Annotated in this window: 15 protein-coding genes; 8 read left to right on the top strand and 7 right to left on the bottom strand. The window is 59.9% G+C overall.

Annotation, left to right across the window (positions count from 1 at the left end):
- Window positions 1-41: 41 nt before the first annotated feature.
- From dksA to thpR, 3 genes are all read right to left on the bottom strand, one after another.
- On the bottom strand, window positions 42-497 hold the full coding sequence (gene dksA, locus SB719_RS11245) for an RNA polymerase-binding protein DksA (protein WP_039382663.1): 456 nt from the start codon (window positions 495-497) through the stop codon (window positions 42-44).
- Window positions 498-737: 240 nt separating this feature from the next.
- Window positions 738-1,469, bottom strand: a complete 732-nt coding sequence (gene sfsA / locus SB719_RS11240) for a DNA/RNA nuclease SfsA (RefSeq protein ID WP_304235114.1) — start codon at window positions 1,467-1,469, stop codon at window positions 738-740.
- A 9-nt stretch (window positions 1,470-1,478) separates the two neighbouring features.
- Window positions 1,479-2,009, bottom strand: coding sequence for an RNA 2',3'-cyclic phosphodiesterase (gene thpR, locus SB719_RS11235; protein WP_304235112.1), 531 nt, complete (start codon window positions 2,007-2,009; stop codon window positions 1,479-1,481).
- Window positions 2,010-2,045: 36 nt separating this feature from the next.
- Between thpR and hrpB the strand changes: the two genes are divergently transcribed.
- From hrpB to fhuB, 6 genes are all read left to right on the top strand, one after another.
- Window positions 2,046-4,523 (top strand): ATP-dependent helicase HrpB, encoded by a 2,478-nt coding sequence (gene hrpB / locus SB719_RS11230; protein WP_412159236.1) that lies wholly within the window; start codon window positions 2,046-2,048, stop codon window positions 4,521-4,523.
- Window positions 4,524-4,620: 97 nt separating this feature from the next.
- Entirely contained in the window at window positions 4,621-7,170 is a 2,550-nt protein-coding gene (mrcB, locus tag SB719_RS11225) for a bifunctional glycosyl transferase/transpeptidase (protein ID WP_412159235.1), read from the top strand.
- Between the two features lie 208 nt (window positions 7,171-7,378).
- Window positions 7,379-9,574, top strand: a complete 2,196-nt coding sequence (gene fhuA, locus SB719_RS11220; RefSeq protein WP_412159234.1) for a ferrichrome porin FhuA — start codon at window positions 7,379-7,381, stop codon at window positions 9,572-9,574.
- 43 nt (window positions 9,575-9,617) lie between these two features.
- Window positions 9,618-10,412, top strand: coding sequence for a Fe3+-hydroxamate ABC transporter ATP-binding protein FhuC (gene fhuC / locus SB719_RS11215; RefSeq protein WP_304235105.1), 795 nt, complete (start codon window positions 9,618-9,620; stop codon window positions 10,410-10,412).
- 9 nt (window positions 10,413-10,421) lie between these two features.
- Window positions 10,422-11,300, top strand: coding sequence for a Fe(3+)-hydroxamate ABC transporter substrate-binding protein FhuD (fhuD, locus tag SB719_RS11210; RefSeq protein WP_412159233.1), 879 nt, complete (start codon window positions 10,422-10,424; stop codon window positions 11,298-11,300).
- Entirely contained in the window at window positions 11,300-13,276 is a 1,977-nt protein-coding gene (gene fhuB / locus SB719_RS11205) for a Fe(3+)-hydroxamate ABC transporter permease FhuB (RefSeq protein ID WP_314687352.1), read from the top strand. The genes fhuD and fhuB overlap by 1 nt, the downstream gene beginning before the upstream one ends.
- Window positions 13,277-13,353: 77 nt before the next feature.
- On the opposite strand, the gene hemL is transcribed toward fhuB, so the two are convergent.
- The gene (gene hemL, locus SB719_RS11200) at window positions 13,354-14,634 is read right to left on the bottom strand and encodes a glutamate-1-semialdehyde 2,1-aminomutase (RefSeq protein WP_065650099.1); all 1,281 of its coding nucleotides are present in this window, start codon (window positions 14,632-14,634) and stop codon (window positions 13,354-13,356) included.
- A 231-nt stretch (window positions 14,635-14,865) separates the two neighbouring features.
- On the opposite strand from hemL, the gene erpA reads away from it, so the two are divergent.
- Window positions 14,866-15,213 carry an iron-sulfur cluster insertion protein ErpA gene (erpA, locus tag SB719_RS11195; protein WP_039382693.1) on the top strand — a complete coding sequence of 116 codons (348 nt, stop codon included), beginning with the start codon at window positions 14,866-14,868 and terminating at the stop codon, window positions 15,211-15,213.
- A gap of 32 nt (window positions 15,214-15,245) precedes the next feature.
- On the opposite strand, the gene SB719_RS11190 is transcribed toward erpA, so the two are convergent.
- The 3 genes from SB719_RS11190 to mtnN form a co-directional block, all read right to left on the bottom strand.
- The gene (locus SB719_RS11190) at window positions 15,246-15,497 is read right to left on the bottom strand and encodes a hypothetical protein (protein ID WP_065650098.1); all 252 of its coding nucleotides are present in this window, start codon (window positions 15,495-15,497) and stop codon (window positions 15,246-15,248) included.
- Between the two features lie 118 nt (window positions 15,498-15,615).
- A complete protein-coding gene (gene btuF / locus SB719_RS11185; protein WP_314687348.1) occupies window positions 15,616-16,410 on the bottom strand; it encodes a vitamin B12 ABC transporter substrate-binding protein BtuF in 795 nt (264 codons plus the stop codon).
- Complete coding sequence (gene mtnN, locus SB719_RS11180; RefSeq protein ID WP_065650096.1) at window positions 16,403-17,101, bottom strand: 5'-methylthioadenosine/S-adenosylhomocysteine nucleosidase; 699 nt, start codon at window positions 17,099-17,101, stop codon at window positions 16,403-16,405. The genes btuF and mtnN overlap by 8 nt, the downstream gene beginning before the upstream one ends.
- 96 nt (window positions 17,102-17,197) lie before the next feature.
- Here mtnN and dgt point away from each other — a divergent pair, with 96 nt between their 5' ends.
- Window positions 17,198-18,691 carry a dGTPase gene (dgt, locus tag SB719_RS11175; RefSeq protein WP_412159232.1) on the top strand — a complete coding sequence of 498 codons (1,494 nt, stop codon included), beginning with the start codon at window positions 17,198-17,200 and terminating at the stop codon, window positions 18,689-18,691.

The raw sequence follows: 18,691 nt of genomic DNA, 5'->3' as shown, positions 1-18,691 counted from the left end.
TTGCTTTTCCCTGCTGTGCGGTGAGAACAGGCGGATGGACATCAGCCAGCCATCTGCTTCTCGCGGATCTCAGCCAGCGTTTTGCAGTCAATGCAAAGATCGGCAGTCGGACGCGCTTCCAGACGGCGAATACCGATTTCAACACCGCAGGATTCGCAGTAGCCGAAGTCGTCATCTTCCACTTTTTTCAGCGTCTTTTCGATCTTCTTAATCAGCTTACGCTCGCGATCGCGGTTACGCAGTTCCAGGCTGAACTCCTCTTCCTGCGCGGCACGGTCAACCGGATCGGGGAAATTAGCAGCTTCGTCCTGCATGTGTGACACAGTACGGTCTACTTCATCCCTGAGTTGGTTGCGCCAGGCTTCCAGGATCTTGCGGAAGTGACCTAGCTGGGCGTCGTTCATGTACTCTTCGCCCGGTTTCTCCTGATACGGCTCCACACCTGCGATGGCGAGGATACTCAGGGACGATGTTTTACGGTTTTGCCCTTCTTGCATGTTGTTTCTCCTGGATAACACGCACTACCCGTTGCGATTCAGACTGCCCGGCAGGATTGCCGTACGGCTGGCCTGTCTGCTCTGGGTTTATCGATTCCCATCAGGGAAAAAAACAGGCCGCTATAAATAGCAGAAGCAATCAAGGTTGGCAATTATTCCTGAACACACCTTGACAAGCCTGTGAGTAAAAGCGTATTTAGCGCGCCTCCGGCTCCATCCTGACACAGTTTATCGCCACTATTATGACAGCTCAGCGCAGGCTGCCAGCGGCAGCGGCAGCGGCAGCGGTCGTGAGAGCCGCATCTGTTCAGGAGAAAGCGTGGCCTGATACGCGAACACTTCTACGCCACGGCGCTGTGCCTGTACCAGTAGTTCTGCATAGTGCGCGTCGATATGGCGCGCCGGGGAAACGTCCTCAATCCCCGTGTGCAGAACAGCAAACAACAAAACGGCCCGATGACCTTCTGCTGCGATTGCACTGAGTTCGCGCAGATGCTTCTGTCCACGGGCCGTCACCGCATCCGGAAAATAGCCTTTACCATTCTGTAAAAGGGTGACGGATTTGACTTCAATATAGCAGTTTGATCTGCCCTCTGCCTGAAGAAGGAAGTCAATTCGGCTTTTTTCCGTGCCATATTTCACTTCGCTGCGGCAGTGGGTGTAACCGGATAATTCCGGAATACGTTGCTGCTGCAGCGCCTCCTGCACCAGCTGATTAGCGCGTAGCGTATTGACGCAGATCCAGTGGCCCATCTGCGTCTCTGTCAGCTCCCAGCTATGCGGGTATTTGCGCGTCGTGCTGGCTGATGTGGAGTACCACACCGTGTCGCCCGGCGTGGCGCAGCCGGTCATGGCACCGGTGTTAGCGCAGTGGATGGTCAGCAGGGTGCCGTCAGGCGTCACGATGTCAGCCAGAAAGCGCTTGTAGCGTGCTACCAGGCGAGCCGGCCTGAGCGGCGGGGTAAACTGCATTGCGGATCCTCAGACTGAAGTCAGCGGCCAGCGCGCCAGGGTTTTATAGCGCGTACGGCCGCGGGAAAAGAGCGATGAACAGAGGGCGAATCGGGTCGCCTCGGTCTGCCAGTGAAAGCCGCGCGGCGGCAGCGCAATACGCTGCGTGGCGTGACGCAGCAGGGTGACATGCGGATGAAAAGGCTGTGCGCTCTGCACGCAGCCGTGTCGTGCGGCCTGAGCGCGCAGCAGTGCCGCCAGTTGCAGCAGGCCACGCGGCGCGCGCTGACAGCCAAGCCATACTACGCCAGGGCGCGGCCAGTGTCCGGCATCATCCAGGTCAAGCGTAAAAGCGGGCTGGCTGATACGTGCGGCGAGCTGTTGCAGCCGGTTCTGCGTCTCGCCACTCACTTCACCTAAAAACGCCAGCGTCAGGTGCAGGTTGGCTGCTTCAACCGGCGTACCGGCATCAGCGGCAAAATTATCCGCCCGCCACTGCACCAGCTGCTGCTGAAGCGAAGCAGGCAGTTCAAGAGCAAAAAAGAGGCGTTGCGTGGTCATAAGCGTGCTCCGGTAATCTGCGCCGGGTGGTGTACAATGCGCGCCATATTAGCACAGGCAGAGCAGGAGAAGAGCGTGAGTGAATTACCGGTCAGCGAGGTATTGCCTGCACTGCTGACAGCCCTGGAGAGTTCGCCGCAGGTGCTGCTGGCAGCCCCCACCGGCGCAGGGAAATCGACCTGGCTGCCGCTGCAGCTGCTGCAACAGGCGTCGCTTTCGGGGCGCATTATTATGCTGGAGCCGCGTCGTCTGGCAGCGCGTAATGTGGCACAGCGGCTGGCGGAGCAGCTCGGCGAGCAGCCGGGTGAAACCGTGGGTTTCCGGCTGCGCGGTGAGAGCTGCGTCGGCGCGCATACCCGGCTTGAGGTGGTCACTGAGGGGATCCTGACGCGTATGCTGCAGCGCGATCCCATGCTGGAGGGCGTAGCGCTGGTGATCCTCGATGAGTTTCACGAGCGCAGTCTGCAGGCCGATCTGGCGCTGGCGCTGCTGCTGGATGTGCAGCAGGGACTGCGCGATGACCTGAAGCTGCTGCTGATGTCTGCCACGCTGGATAATCAGCGTCTGCAGGCACTGCTGCCCGCTGCGCCTGCCATTGTTTCGGCCGGGCGCAGTTATCCGGTAGCGCGCCGCTATGCCAGCCTTAATCCGCAGACGCGTTTTGACGAAGCCGTGGCGCGCGAGGTTGCACAGCTGCTGCGCGAGGAGCATGGCTCGCTGCTGCTGTTTCTGCCAGGCGTGGCGGAGATTGAGCGTGTCAGGCGGGAGCTGAGCGCTCGGGTAGGGGACGACATCGATCTGGCGCCGCTCTACGGCGCGCTGCCGCTGGAGGCGCAGCGGCGCGCCATTCTGCCTGCCGCGACAGGCCGCCGTAAGGTGGTGCTCGCCACGAATATCGCGGAGACCAGCCTGACCATTGAGGGTATCCGTCTGGTGGTCGATAGCGCGCTGGAGCGCGTCGCGCAGTTTGATGCCCGCAGCGGCGTCACCCGGCTGCAAACGCAGCGTATCAGTCAGGCGTCGATGACACAGCGCGCCGGCCGCGCCGGACGGCTTGAGCCGGGTATCTGCCTGCATCTGCTGCCGCAGGAGCAGGCGCTGCGTGCGCCGACGCAGAGCGATGCAGAAATGCTCAGCAGCGATCTGGCCGGCCTGCGGCTGGAGCTGCTGCAGTGGGGCTGTAGCGCGGTCACGCAGCTGCAGTGGCTTGACCTGCCGCCGGCACGCAACCTGCAGGCAGCCGATGCGCTGCTGTACCAGCTGGGTGCACTTGACGGCGCCGGACGGCTTAACGCCACCGGCCGGAAAATGGCCCGGCTCGGCAGCGATCCGCGTCTTGCAGCCATCCTCTGTGCCGCAGGTGAAGAGAGCGATGCCATTGCCAGCGCGGCGCTGCTGGTGGCTATTCTCGAAGATCCGCCGCGCGGCGGCAGTGCCGATTTACGCGACGCGCTGAACCACCCCCAGCCGCAGTGGCAGCGACGGGCGCGGCAGTGGCAGCAGCGTTTGCATGCCACTGACGGACGGGTTGATGCCGACCGCATACCGGCGCTGCTGGCGGCAGGTTTTGCCGATCGCATTGCGCAGCGGCGCGGCGAGAGCGCCCGCTATCAGCTGGCAAACGGTCTGGGCGCCATGCTGGATGAGGATCACGGCCTCAGTCGTTATCCTGCGCTGATTGCGCCCGCACTGCTGCAGGGAGCCGGTGCGGCGGAGGCACGGATGCTGCTGGCGCTGCCGGTGGATCTGGCGGCGTTGCGTGTCGCGCTGCCGCAGCTCGTTACCCGCCGGGTGGACGTGGAGTGGGATGAGGAGAGGGGCACGCTGCGCGCCTGGAAGCGCGAACTGCTGGGCGCGCTGGTGCTCAGCGCGCAGCCGCAGGCGCGACCAGAGCCGGACATTCTGCATCCCGCCATGCTGCGCTGGATACGCGAAAAGGGCCTGTCTGTACTGGGCTGGACACCGGAAGCGGAGCAGCTACGCCTGCGCCTGCAGTGCGCGAAACAGTGGCTGCCGGAAGAGCAGTGGCCACCGCTGGACGATATGGCATTGCTTGATACACTGGAAAGCTGGTTACTGCCTGAGATGACGGGCGTGCGCGATTTGAAAGGGCTGCAGGGCATCAGCCTCAGCCGGGCATTATTACATTTGCTGACATGGTCGCAACGTCAGCGGCTGGATAGTGCGTTGCCAACTCACTACACTGTGCCGACCGGAAGCCGCCTGCCGATCCGCTATCATGCAGAGAACCCGCCCGCGCTGGCCGTTCGCCTGCAGGAGATGTTTGGCGAGGCGCAGAATCCGGCTATCGCCGACGGCCGCGTACCGCTGGTGCTGGAGCTACTGTCACCGGCGCATCGTCCGCTGCAGATCACCCGCGATCTGGCGGCGTTCTGGCGCGGGGCGTATCCCGAGGTGCAGAAAGAGATGAAAGGGCGCTATCCCAAACACCCATGGCCGGACGATCCGGCCAGCGCCCTGCCAACAAGGCGCACCAAAAAGTTTTCCCCGTAATCCTGTGGATCGAATTCAGAGGGTTCTGCCATGCGCCGCGGGAGAAAGCAGTTAGAGTAACGGCCGCAGCCACCGCTATGCCTGGAGAGAAAAGAGTATGTCTGGGAACGATCGCGAACCTATTGGGCGCAAAGGAAAAGCGCCAAAGCCGCCGCGCACGACCGCGCGGCGCGGGACCCGCAAAGAGCCTGATGGTCACATCGGGCAAACTGATATTGATGATGATTATGAGGAGAGCGCTCCGGTGCCACCGAAAAGTAAAGGAAGAGGGAAAGGTCCGCAGCGCGGCAAACGCCGCTGGTTAGGCTGGCTGATCAAGCTCTTCCTGATCGTTGTTGTCGTGATGGCGGCCTGGGGTGTCTATCTCGACTCCGAGATCCGCAGCCGTATTGATGGCAAAGTCTGGCAGCTGCCTGCCGCCGTCTACGGACGCATGGTCAGCCTTGAGCCTGGCATGGCCTATGATAAGAAAGAGATGATTGCGCTGCTGGAAGGCACGCAGTATCGCGAAGTGTCGCGCATTACGCGTCCGGGTGAGTTCAGCGTCAAAGGTAACACCATCGATCTGCTGCGCCGGCCGTTTGATTTTCCGGACAGTAAAGAGGGACAGATTAACGCGCGTCTGACCTTCAGTAATGATGAGCTGTCCGGCATTAAAAATCTCGATACCGGACGCGACTTCGGCTTCTTCCGTCTCGATCCGCGCCTGATCACCATGCTGCAGTCGCCTAACGGCGAACAGCGTCTGTTTGTGCCGCGTGCCGGCTTCCCGGATCTGCTGGTTGATACGCTGATCGCGACCGAAGATCGTCACTTCTATGAGCATGACGGGATCAGCCCTTACTCAATTGGCCGTGCGTTTCTCGCCAACATCACCGCCGGAAAAGCGGTGCAGGGCGGCAGTACGCTGACGCAGCAGCTGGTAAAAAACCTGTTCCTGACCAATGAGCGTTCACTATGGCGTAAAGCGCGCGAAGCCTATATGGCAGTGATCATGGATGCGCGTTACAGCAAAGATCGCATCCTTGAGCTTTATCTCAATGAGGTCTATCTCGGCCAGGCCGGTAACGATCAGATCCGCGGCTTCCCGCTGGCCAGCCTCTACTATTTCGGGCGTCCGGTTGATGAGCTCAGCCTCGATCAGCAGGCGATGCTGGTAGGAATGGTAAAAGGAGCCTCGCTCTACAACCCGTGGCGTAATCCAAAGCTGGCACTGGAGCGACGTAATCTGGTGCTGCGTCTGTTACAGCAGCAGCAGGTGATCGACCAGGAGCTGTATGACATGCTCTCGGCGCGTCCGCTGGGCGTCCAGCCGAAAGGCGGCGTGATCACCCCGCAGCCCGCCTTTATGCAGATGGTGCGTAATGAACTGCAGGCGAAGCTGGGCGATAAGGTAAAAGATCTCTCGGGCGTGAAAATTTTCACTACGCTCGATCCGGTTTCACAGGACGCGGCGGAAAAGGCGGTAGAAGAGGGCATTCCGACGCTGAAAAAACAGCGCGGGCTGAAAGATCTGGAAACCGCTATGGTAGTGGTAGACCGTTTCAGCGGTGAAGTACGTGCCATGGTGGGCGGTTCCGATCCGCAGTTTGCCGGCTATAACCGTGCGCTGCAGGCGCGCCGCTCTATTGGCTCGCTGGCCAAACCGGCTACCTATCTTACCGCACTGAGTCAGCCTAACAGCTACCGGCTGAACAGCTGGATCGCGGATGAACCGATTGCGCTGAAGCAGCCTAACGGCAGCGTCTGGAAGCCGATGAACGACGATCGTCGTTTCAGCGGCAAAGTGATGCTGGTGGATGCGCTGACTAACTCCATGAACGTACCAACCGTTAATCTCGGTATGACGCTGGGACTGGATGCGGTAGTGGATACCTGGAATAAACTGGGGGTATCGAAAGATCAGCTGCACCCGGTGCCGGCGATGCTGCTGGGGGCGCTGAACCTGACGCCGGTGGAAGTGGCGCAGGCGTTCCAGTCAATCGCCAGCGGCGGCAACCGCGCTGATCTGTCAGCGGTGCGTTCGGTGATTGCCGAAGATGGCTCGGTGCTGTTCCAGAGCTTCCCGCAGGCACAGCGCGTGGAGCCTGCTCAGGCGGCCTATCTGACGCTCTATACCATGCAGCAGGTGGCGGAACGCGGTACCGCGCATGCGCTGGGCGCGCGCTATCCTAAAGCACATCTGGCGGGCAAAACCGGCACCACCAACGATCTGATCGACAGCTGGTTTGCCGGTGTTGATGGCAAAGAAGTGGCGATTACCTGGGTCGGACGTGATAACAACCAGACGTCGAAACTTTATGGCTCCAGCGGCGCAATGCAGATCTACCGTCGCTATCTCGATAATCAGGCACCGATGCCGCTGGTGCTGACGCCGCCGGAAGATATCACGCAGATGAACGTTGATTCGGCAGGTAATTTCGTATGCGGATCCGGCAGCAGCACCTGGCGTTCACTGCCTGTCTGGACGCTGGATCCGGCCGCGCTCTGCCAGCAGCAGATGGAGCAGCAGCAGGTGTTCCAGCAGCAGCAGCAACAGCAGCTTGAGCAGCAACAGCAACAGCAACAGCAGCCTCAGCAGCAGAATGAACAGAAGGATTCTGACGGCGTGGCGGGCTGGATCAAAGATATGTTCGGCAGTAAATAAGTCATCTCTTCATACAGGGCGCTCCGGCGCCCTTTTTTTGTCTCTGATTTTTATCCGCGATCAAAAATTGCTGCAATCGGGCAGCGATCGGGCCGTTAGCGCAGATTACATCTTGCAGATCGCGCGCAGCTTCGCCTAGAATCTTTGCGTCTGATAATCATTATCGTTTTCATTCGCCCGCATTGTTCATCTGTTGAGAGACTCCTTCATGAGTGCGCGAACTACTTTTTTCCGGCCGGTGCTGACGCCTCGTCGCCCGCTGGCTTTATTCATTGCGTTAACACTGGGTACGCTGAGCGCGCAGGCGCTGGCAGAAGAGACTGTTGTTGTCACCGCTGCCGATACCGGCGCGGTGGCGCAGGAGAGCGCCTGGGGCCCGGCCCCGACCATTGCGGCGAAGCAGAGCGCCACCGGCACCAAAACCGATACGCCGATTGAGAAAAACCCGCAGTCGGTTTCGGTTGTGACGCAGGAAGAGATGGCGATGCATGCCGTCACCAGCGTTAAAGGGGCATTCAACTATACCCCTGGCGTACTGACCGGTAACCGCGGCAGTTCTGACGTGATTGATGCACTCTCGATTCGCGGCTTCAGCGAAACCAATACCAATCAGTATCTGGATGGCCTGAAACTGCAGGGCGACAACTACTCAGAATTCGCCCTCGATCCCTACTTCCTGGAGCGTGCGGAGCTGCTGCGCGGCCCGGTATCGGTGCTCTATGGAAAAAGTAATCCGGGCGGCGTGGTGGCGCTGGTCAGCAAGCGTCCTACGCAGGAGACGCTGCGTGAAGTGCAGTTTCAGATGGGCAACGACAATCTGTTCTCAACCGGCTTCGATTTTGGCGGCGCGCTCGATGACGCAGGCGTCTACAGCTATCGTCTGACCGGTCTCGCACGCAGCGCGGATGCGCAGCAGGCACGTAATAAAGAGAAGCGCTACACCATTGCGCCTTCGTTCAGCTGGCGTCCGGACGAAAATACGCGTTTTGACCTGCTGACTTACTTCCAGAATGAACCGGAAACCGGCTATTACGGCTGGCTGCCGCGCGAAGGCACGGTGGTGGGCATCACCCGCCCGGAGGGCAGCAGTTACAAGCTGCCGACCGATTTTGATGAAGGCGAAGACAGCAACAAGATTTCGCGCAACACCAAAATGGTCGGGTACAGCGTTGAGCATAGCTTCAGCGATACCTGGACGGTACGGCAGAACCTGCGCTATGCCGAACTGCGTACGGATTACCGCAGCATTTATGGCTTTGGTTATAACCCTGATAATCAACGTATTACCCGTAATGCGGCATTCTCGAAAGAGAAACTCAACCAGTTCGCGTTTGATACGCAGGCTCAGGCTAACTTTGCTACCGGTGATTTAGCTCATACCTTACTGCTGGGCGTTGATTTCCAGCGCGCCCGTAACGATATTGATGGTCAGTTTGGTGTCGCCAGTGGCCTTAGCCCATTCAATCCGCAATATGGTGATGACAGCTATACGCCTTATACCAATCCTTATCAGCATTTAAATCAGCAGCGCCAGACCGGCCTGTATGCGCAGGATCAAATGGAATGGAACCGCTGGGTGTTAACGCTCGGTGGCCGCTACGATTACGCGATGAACTCCGTTACCGACCGGGTGGAAAATTCCGTAGACCGTCAGAATGATCAGGCATTTACCTGGCGTGGTGGGCTTAACTACGTATTCGATAACGGTATCGCACCTTACTTCAGCTACAGCGAAGCGTTTATTCCGAATGCCGGTGCGACAGGGAACGGTCAGGCATTCGATCCTTCACGCGCTAAGCAGTATGAGGCAGGCGTAAAATACGTGCCGAAAGATCGTCCGATTGTTATGACGGCCGCTGTGTATCAGCTTACCAAAACCAAAAACCTGACGGCCGATCCCAACAATCCGCAATTTAGCGTGCAGAGCGGCGAAATTCGCTCACGCGGCGTGGAGCTGGAAGCGAAAGCCGCGGTGAACGCCAGCATCAACCTGACGGCGGCTTACTCTTACACCGATGCGGAATACACCGAAGATAACTTGCTGAAAGGCCGCACGCCGGTGCAAGTGCCGAAGCACATGGCATCGCTGTGGGGCGACTACACCTTCCATGACACGGCGCTATCGGGCGTAACTATCGGTGCCGGTGTGCGTTACGTCGGTGAAAGCAAAGGGTTGTATGCCAGCGGTAGCAACGCGAACCAGAACTTCGATGTCGCCGCTTACACCACGGTAGACGCCGCGCTGAAGTACGATCTGGGTCGCTTCGGCCTGCCGGGTTCGACTGTGGGCGTCAACGTCAACAACCTGTTCAATCGTGACTACGTGGCCAGCTGCTACCGCGACTACGCCTGCTACTGGGGCGCTGAGCGCCGTATCGTTGGCACCGCCACCTTCCGTTTCTGAAACTGATATCCGGGCGCGCTGCGCCCGTTAGCCAGGGAGTACCATGCTGCATCCGGACTACGCCGAAACCACTTTTGCGCTGGAGAATGCCAGCTTTCACGTGCCGGGGCGTACGCTGCTGCAGCCGCTGTCGCTCACGTTTACACCGGGGAAAGTCACCGCACTGATTGGCCATAACGGCTCGGGAAAATCGACCCTGCTGAAAATGCTGGGGCGTCACCATGCTGCGACGGCAGGAGAAGTGCTGCTGAACGGCGAACCGGTGGCGCACTGGAACAGCAAAGCGTTTGCGCGTCAGGTTGCTTATCTGCCCCAGCAGCTGCCCGCAGCCGAAGGCATGACGGTGCGTGAACTCACCGCAATGGGGCGCTACCCGTGGCACGGTGCGCTGGGACGTTACGGTGCGGAAGATCGCAACCGGGTGGAAGAAGCGATTGCGCTGGTGGGGCTGAAACCCTTTGCCGGCCGCCTGGTGGATAGCCTTTCCGGCGGCGAGCGTCAGCGCGCCTGGCTGGCGATGATGGTGGCGCAGAACAGCCGCTGTCTGCTGCTGGATGAGCCGACGTCGGCGCTGGACATTGCGCATCAGGTTGAGGTGCTGGCACTGATCCAGCGGCTGAGCCGCGAACGCGGACTCACCGTGATTGCCGTCCTGCACGATATCAACATGGCGGCGCGCTACTGCGACCGGCTGGTAGCGCTGCGTCAGGGCGAGGTTATTGCCGAAGGCGAGCCGGAGGCAATCATGCAGGCTGACGTGCTGGGCACTATCTATGGCATTCCGATGGGCATACTGCCGCACCCGCAGGGCGGCGCACCCGTCAGTTTTGTTTGCTGAGGAGCAGGGATGATCTCACTGACCCGTCGTCGTCTGCTGACGGCGCTGGCGCTTTCACCGTTAATGCAGTGCGCGCCGCTGCCTGCTGCCGTGCCGGATTGTTCACGCATTCTGGCGCTGGAGTGGCTCTCTGCTGAACTGCTGATGGCGCTGGGTGTGGCGCCGCTCGGCGTGGCCGACGTGCATAACTACAACATCTGGGTTGGCGAGCCGCCGCTGCCCGCCAGCACGATTGATATCGGGCTGCGTGGTGAACCTAATCTGGAGCTGATGACGCAGCTGGAGCCCTCGCTGATTCTGTACTATAGCGGCTTTGGTCCGACAGCAGAAACGCTGCAGCACATCGCCCCGACGCTGGGTTTTTCGCTTCACAGCGGTGACGGTAAACCGTTCAGCGCCGCACAACGCTCGCTGCGGCAGCTGGGTGCGCGCATTGGCCGCGAAGCGCAGGCGGAGCAGCATCTGCAGGAGACAGAACAGCAGCTGGCGGCAGCAAGGACGCGCCTGCAGCGATGGGCCGGACGCCCGATCCTGCTGATGTCGCTGCTCGACAGCCGGCACGCCATTGTCTTCGGACAAAACAGCCTGTTTCTTGATGTGATGCAGCGGCTCGGCCTTACCAGCGCCTGGCAGGGAGAAACCAGCTACTGGGGCAGCGCGGTGATTGGCCTGGAGCGGCTGGCAGAGGTGGGCAACGTTGAAGTGCTCTGCTTTGACCACGATAATCAACGCGATATGCAGCAGGTGACCCGCACCGCGCTGTGGCAGGCGCTGCCGTTTGTACGCGCAGGCCGCTTCCGGCGCGTACCGGCCGTATGGTATTACGGCGCCACGCTGGCCGCCCTGCGTTTTGTACGCGTGCTGGAAAGCGCGCTGGAGTCCCGCTAATGCGTATCTCTCTGTTTCCCGCGGCGCTGCTGAGCGCGCTGTTTGCTGTCGCACTGCTGCTGACGGGTATCAACCTGCAGCACACGCTGCCGCTGGCGCAGTGGCCGCAGGCGCTTTTCACGCCCGATACCGATGCAATTCACCAGATGGTATTTCACTACAGTCTGCTGCCGCGTCTGGCACTGGCGCTGCTGCTCGGTGCCGGACTGGGGCTGGCGGGCCTGCTGTTTCAGCAGGTGCTGCGTAATCCGCTGGCAGAGCCTGCCACGCTCGGCATCTCTTCCGGCGCCCAGCTGGGCATTACCGTTGCCACGCTGTGGCAGCTGCCGGGTGGTGAGCTTACGCAGCAGTTTGCCGCGACAGGCGGGGCGCTGCTGGTCGGCGTGCTGGTGTTTGGCGTGGCGTGGGGCAGACGGCTTTCACCGGTGACGCTGATCCTTGCCGGGCTGGTTCTGAGCCTGTACGCCGGCGCGGTTAATCAGGTCTTTGCCATTTTTAATCACGATCAGCTGCAGAATATGTTCCTCTGGAGTACCGGGGCGCTTAATCAGCTGGACGGGCACAACGTGGCGCTGCTCTGGCCCCGGCTGCTGCTGGCGTTTGTGCTGACGCTGGCGCTGCTGCGTCCGCTGACGCTGATGGGACTGGATGACAGCGTGGCAAAAAATCTTGGCCTGTCGCTTTCCGTCGCGCGCGTTGCCGCGCTTGCGCTGGCAATTCTGCTCAGCGCGCAGCTGGTGAACATTGCCGGCATTATCGGTTTTATCGGCCTGTTTGCGCCGCTGCTGGCAAAAATGCTGGGCGCGCGGCGGCTGCTCAGCCGCATTCTGCTGGCTCCGCTGATTGGCGCCCTGCTGCTGTGGCTGGCCGATCAGTCGGTGCAGTTGCTCACGGTGTACTGGCGTGAGATTTCGACCGGGACGGCGACGGCGCTGACCGGCGTGCTGCTGCTGCTGTGGCTGCTGCCGCGACTGCGTGCCGGGTCTCAGCCGCCGGAAATGAACAGCGGCGATCGGGTGCCGGCCGAGCGTCAGCGTGTTCTGCACTGGGTGCTGACGGGGCTGGCCGTGCTGCTGCTGCTGACGATTGCGGGGATCAGTTTTGGTCGTAACGCCACAGGCTGGGCATGGGTCAGCGGTGACATGCTGCAGCAGCTGCTGCCGTGGCGCGCGCCACGCGTGCTGGCGGCGCTGGCGGTGGGGTTGATGCTGGGCGTGGCGGGCACGCTGATCCAGCGTCTGACCGGCAACCCGATGGCCAGCCCGGAAGTGCTGGGTATCAGCTCCGGGGCGGCATGCGGCGTCGTGCTGATGCTGTTTTTTGTGCCAGGCGATGCGCTGGCGTGGCTGCTGCCGGCAGGGATAGCCGGAGGCGCATTAACGCTCGGCGTGATTATGCTGGTTGCCAGCCGGGGGGGCTTTTCACCGCAGCGTATGCTGCTCGCAGGGATGGCGCTGAACAGCGCGTTTGCGACGCTGCTGATGCTGCTGATGGCGAGTGGCGATCCGCGCATGGCGGGGCTGCTGAGCTGGGTCTCGGGCTCCACCTATAACATTACGCTGCCGCAGGCGCTGCAGAGTGCGGCTATCGCTCTGGTGCTGGTTGCGCTGGCGCCCCTGGCAAGCCGCTGGCTGACGCTGCTGCCGCTCGGCAGCGCAACCGCCCGTTCAGCGGGGATGTCGCTGACTGCCTCAAGGCTGCTGCTGCTGCTGCTGGCGGCCGCACTGACCGCTGCCGCAACGCTGACGGTGGGACCGCTGAGCTTTATCGGGCTGATGGCGCCGCATATTGTGCGGATGCTCGGCTTCCGGCGCGCGCTGCCGCAGATGATGATGGCTGGCGTGATCGGCGCCGGGCTGATGCTGGTCGCTGACTGGTGCGGCAGAATGCTGGCGTTTCCGGATCAGATCCCGGCAGGGCTGATGGCAACCTTCTTTGGCGCCCCCTATTTCATCTGGCTGCTGCGCCGGGCGTGATATAAAAAAGGTGCGCCGCGGCGCACCTTTTTGTTATGGCCTGTCAGGGCAGAGCAGGGCGCTCTTCAGAGCAACCATTACAGCTGCGCAAAGCAGCGCCGTGCCGCAGCAACGGTGCGCTCAATATCTTCCGGCGTATGCGCCAGCGACATAAAGCCCGCCTCATAAGCGGATGGGGCCAGGTAGATCCCCTCATCCAGCATCAGATGGAAGAAGCGCTTAAAACGCTCTGTGTCACAGCGGGTGACATCTGCGTAGCAGGTTACGCTGGCAGCATCGGTAAAGAACAGACCAAACATGCCGCCCACGTGGTTAACCACCAGCGGAATATTTTCTGCCTGTGCGGCAGCCAGCAGGCCTTCAGCCAGCTGGGTGGTGCGTTCGGTCAGCGTGGCGTGCGTGCCTGGCTGGGCGATCTGTGTCAGGCAGGCGAAGCCGGCTGCCATCGCAATCGGGTTACCTGACAGCGTGCCCGCCTGGTAGACCGGGCCGGTGGGTGCCAGCGCGTCCATCACGTCACGGCGGCCACCAAATGCGCCGACCGGCATGCCGCCGCCGATGATTTTACCGAGACAGGTCAGGTCAGGCGTCACGTTGTAGTAGGCCTGGGCGCCGCCCAGCGCCACGCGGAAACCGGTCATTACCTCATCGATAATCAGCAGGGCGCCAAATTCATCGCACAGCGCGCGCAGGCCCGGCAGGAAATCAGGCTGTGGCGGAATACAGTTCATGTTGCCGGCGACCGGTTCCACAATAATACAGGCGATATCGTCCGGATACTGTTCAAACGCCGCGCGCACGGAGGCGAGATCGTTATAGGTGCAGGTCAGGGTATGGCGGGCAAAATCAGCCGGCACGCCAGGAGAGTTCGGCTGACCCAGCGTCAGCGCACCGGAACCCGCTTTAACCAGCAGGCAGTCGGCATGGCCGTGGTAGCAGCCTTCAAATTTAATAATTTTGTCGCGATGGGTGAAGCCGCGTGCCAGACGGATGGCGCTCATGGTCGCTTCCGTACCGGAGTTCACCATACGCACCATATCCATGCTCGGTACCAGCTCGCACACCAGCTCCGCCATTTTTACTTCCATTTCCGTCGGCGCACCAAAGCTCAGGCCACGCGCAGCAGCCTCAATGACCGCATTGCGAATGGTCGCGTTGTTGTGACCCAGTACCATCGGGCCCCATGAACCGACATAGTCGATATAGGCTTTACCATCTGCGTCATATAAAAAGGCACCGTCGGCGCGTTCAATAAACAGCGGTACGCCGCCAACACCGGTAAACGCGCGCACCGGGGAGTTCACGCCGCCGGGAATAAGACGTTGCGCTTCGGTGTACAGATTTTCTGACTTACTCATGGTTCGGCTCCAGCTGTTTGGAAAAAATCTTCCCGCCATTCTACGGGAAGATGCCGCGACGGTGAACCGTCACGCGGCGCGCAGCCGGGGCCTCGCGCACTCAGGGTTTAAACTGTAGTTCATTTCAGGGGCACACAGTGTCAAGGGCGCTACTTGATTGCACCGGGCGGCTGGCAGATAATAGCGTGATTAAGGTTGTTTTCTGACCTGGACGTTTACCCGGAGTAAAACATGAGTGATGACGTAGCAGCGCTGCCTTTGCAGTTTACCGATGCAGCAGCCAACAAAGTAAAAAATCTGATTGCGGATGAAGAGAATCCGGCGCTGAAACTGCGCGTCTATATCACCGGCGGCGGTTGCAGTGGCTTCCAGTACGGTTTTACCTTTGATGACCAGATGAACGATGGCGATATGACCATCGAAAAGCAGGGCGTATCGCTGGTAGTGGATCCGATGAGCCTGCAGTACCTGGTGGGCGGATCGGTGGACTACACCGAAGGTCTGGAAGGTTCGCGCTTTATTGTTACCAACCCCAATGCTAAAACCACCTGCGGCTGTGGCTCCTCTTTCAGCATCTGATGCCGATCTGGCTGCCGTTCCGGCAGCCAGTCCTACCACTCAATAGTGACTAATTGTGTTGTGTCGTGCCGGCGCGCATCGCCGGTGAGCGTCTGCCGGGAAATACGCGGCTGAGCGCCGCTGCCGCCGCCGCAGTCAGCGGCGGGCAGCCCGGGTGCACCGGCGGATGAGACAGTGCAGCGTGACACGATAGTCAGCGACACCGCAATCGAGCCGGTGGTGCCTGCCGCCGTGGCGGACGCAGCGCCCGCCAGCATGATGGCCAGCAGCACAGCTCGGGTCATGATTAATTCCTGGTGTAGTCAAAAGCGCGTTGCGCTAAAAGGGCACAGAGCTTACGTGGCTGCCGTGCCTGCTTTCTTAATTGTCGACAAATACCGGCTGAACTTTATGCGTTTACGCTTATTTTTTTACCGGATGCAGAACAGAGCAGAGCTGCTGCGCCGCCAGCAGCAGGCGCGGACCGGGACGGCTCAGCCAGTCAGGGTTGATGGCAATCACCGGTACGTTAAGCTGCGGCTGCCAGAACCGGAGGACGCTGGCGGCCTGAGCGGTATCACCGCCGATAACAATCGCCTGCGGCTGCCGTGTCAGCACCTGTTCCCGGCTGACCTGCGGCCAGCTTACCCTGCTGTCGGCAAAAATATTCTGCCCGCCGCACAGCGTAACGATCTCATTTTGCAGCGTATTTCGTGAAGCGGTAAACAAAGGCTGTTGCCCGAACTGCAGAAACAGCGCCACCGGGTCAGCGTGCCGGTAGCGCTGGCGCAATGCCGCCGCCTGTGCCCGCAGCGCCTGCGCCGCTGAAACAGCCTGTTCCGGCTGCGGGCTCCAGCGCGCCAGCGACTGCACGGCATCAATCATCTCATCCAGGCTTTGTGGATCAATCCATATCACATTGACGCCAGCATGCTGCAGCTGCTCAATCTGACGGGCCGGATTACCGCCACGCCACGCCAGTACCACGTCCGGTTTCAGTTGCAGCACCTTCTCAATCCCGATGCCCTGCCAGTTCGCCACCTGTGGCAGCGTCCGGGCAGCGGATGGATAGTCGGACCAGGCGCTGACCGCCACCGGCGTGATACCGGCGGCAAAGGCCATTTCTGTAAGATGCGGAGCGAGGGTAATAACGCGCGGAGCAGCAAAAACCAGGCCGCTGCAGAGCAGCAGCAGCCCGGTGAACAGCCACTTAGCCATGCGTCAGCCGGGCCAGCAGGCGTTCTGTCATCAGGGAGGATTGTCGGGCTGCCACGCTGAGAAACTCATCAAAACTCAGGTGGGATGTTTTATCGGCCACGTCAGAGATTGCGCGTACCACCACAAACGGCACGTTAAACTGATGACAGACATGGCCAATGGCGGTGGCTTCCATCTCCACGGCGATCGCCTGCGGGAACAGCGAGCGGATGCGGGCTAAAGGTTCTGCACCGTTGATAAATGCGTCACCGCTGACCACCAGCCCGCGCACGGCATTCAGCTGCAGCTCGCTGATCGTCTGCTCTGCGGCCGTAACCAGCTGGCTGTCCGCTACAAACGCTTCCGGGCAGCCTGCCATCTGGCCCGGCACATAGCCAAAAGCCGTGACGTCGGCATCGTGGTAGCGAACTTCATCGGATACCACGATATCCCCGACCTGCAGCGTCGGCGCAAGGCCGCCCGCGGAGCCGGTATTGATCACCAGATCGGGTTTGCAGAGCTGCAGCAGCAGGGTTGTGCCCAGCGCGGCAGCCGTTTTCCCGATTCCTGATTTCAGCAGGGCAACCTCAACGCCATTCAGGGTACCGGTATAGATCTCACAGCCGGCCAGCTTCAGCGTCTGACGGTTTTCAATTTTGTCACGCAGCAGGGTAACTTCCTGCTCCATCGCGCCAATAATGCCTGCTTTCATAAAGAATCTCGCTGTGTTTATAGATGTTTAAGAGGAAACTGAGGCATAGTCTATCATGGCTTCAAAGCGATGAATTCACCAAAAAGAGGGCCCGCTATGGTGGCGATTAATTTCAGGAAGAAGATCGGTTTCACGCGCCCTTATACCAGCCGTAAAGCGCCGGAAGGTGAATACGCGATTACCCGCCATTTTGAGAGCGATCGCGGCCGGATTATTAACTCCGCCGCTATCCGCCGGCTGCAGCAGAAAACCCAGGTATTTCCGCTGGAGCGTAACGCAGCGGTGCGCTCGCGGCTGACCCATTCGCTGGAAGTCCAGCAGACCGGGCGTTACATCACCAAAGAGATCCTGCATACCCTGAAAACGCAGGGCGGCGGGCTGGAGCTGTATGGCCTGGACGGTTTTGAAGGCGCTGCGGAGACGCTGGTCGAGATGGCCTGTCTGCTGCATGACGTCGGCAACCCGCCGTTTGGTCATTTTGGCGAAGCGGCGATTAATGACTGGTTTGAAGATAATCTGCCGGCAGAACTGGTCGATCCGCTGGTTGCCGGCGTGGCCAGCGACGAGCAGCAGGCTGACTTTAGCGAACTGAATGCAATGATTCGTCAGGATCTGTGCAATTTTGAGGGGAATGCGCAGGCGATTCGGCTGGTCCATACGCTGCTGCAGCTTAACCTCAGCTATGCACAGGTCGCCTGCATTCTGAAATATACCGCGCCTGCCTGGTGGCAGGGGGAGAAGCCGGCTGAATTCAGCGTATTGATGAAAAAACCCGGCTTTTATCTCTCTGAACGGGAATATATTGCAGAGCTGCGCGCCGCCACCGATCTGGCAGAACATCATCGCTACCCGCTGACCTGGATAATGGAGGCGGCTGATGATATTTCATACTGTATTGCCGATCTGGATGACGCCGTTGAAAAAGCGATATTTACCGTGGATACGCTCTATCACGCGCTGGTCAAAGCCTGGGGGCCGCTTATTCCCGGTGATGCATTTAGCCGCACCATTGGTGAAGCCTGGAAAGAGGCGAATCAGAAAAAACGGCGCAGCATCAGCGACCAGTTTTTTATGTCACTGCGCGTCAATGTGCAGAATCTGCTGGTGGGTCACGCCGTGCGGCGCTTTGTTGATAACCTGCCGGCAATTTTTACCGGCAATTTCAATCACGCCCTGCTGGAAGATGACGGTGATGAAGGGCGCCTGCTGAAGCTGTTTAAAACCGTGGCGCGCCAGCAGGTATTCAATCATCCTGAGGTAGAGCAGCTGGAGCTGCAGGGCTACCGGGTAATTAAAGGTCTGCTGGAAATCTATCAGTCGCTGATGCAGCTCGATTATGAGCAATTTACTACGTTAATGAATGACGATTATCTGGCGGATCATCCTATTGAAACGCGCCTGTTTCATAAACTTTCCGGCAAACACCGAAAAGCATATCAGCAGCAGATGCGTGCGCGCATTGTAGAACATAAATATCAGCGGCTGTTGTGGGAGCGCTATTATCGCTTTCGTCTTATTCAGGATTATATCAGCGGCATGACAGATAATTACGCATGGGATGAATATCGCCGGATGATGGCAGTAGAATAG

It is taken from the genome of Pantoea sp. SIMBA_079, assembly GCF_046940275.1.
In the GTDB taxonomy this organism is placed as follows: Bacteria; Pseudomonadota; Gammaproteobacteria; order Enterobacterales; family Enterobacteriaceae; genus Pantoea; species Pantoea borealis.
This window is presented reverse-complemented; position numbering and strand designations above follow the sequence as displayed.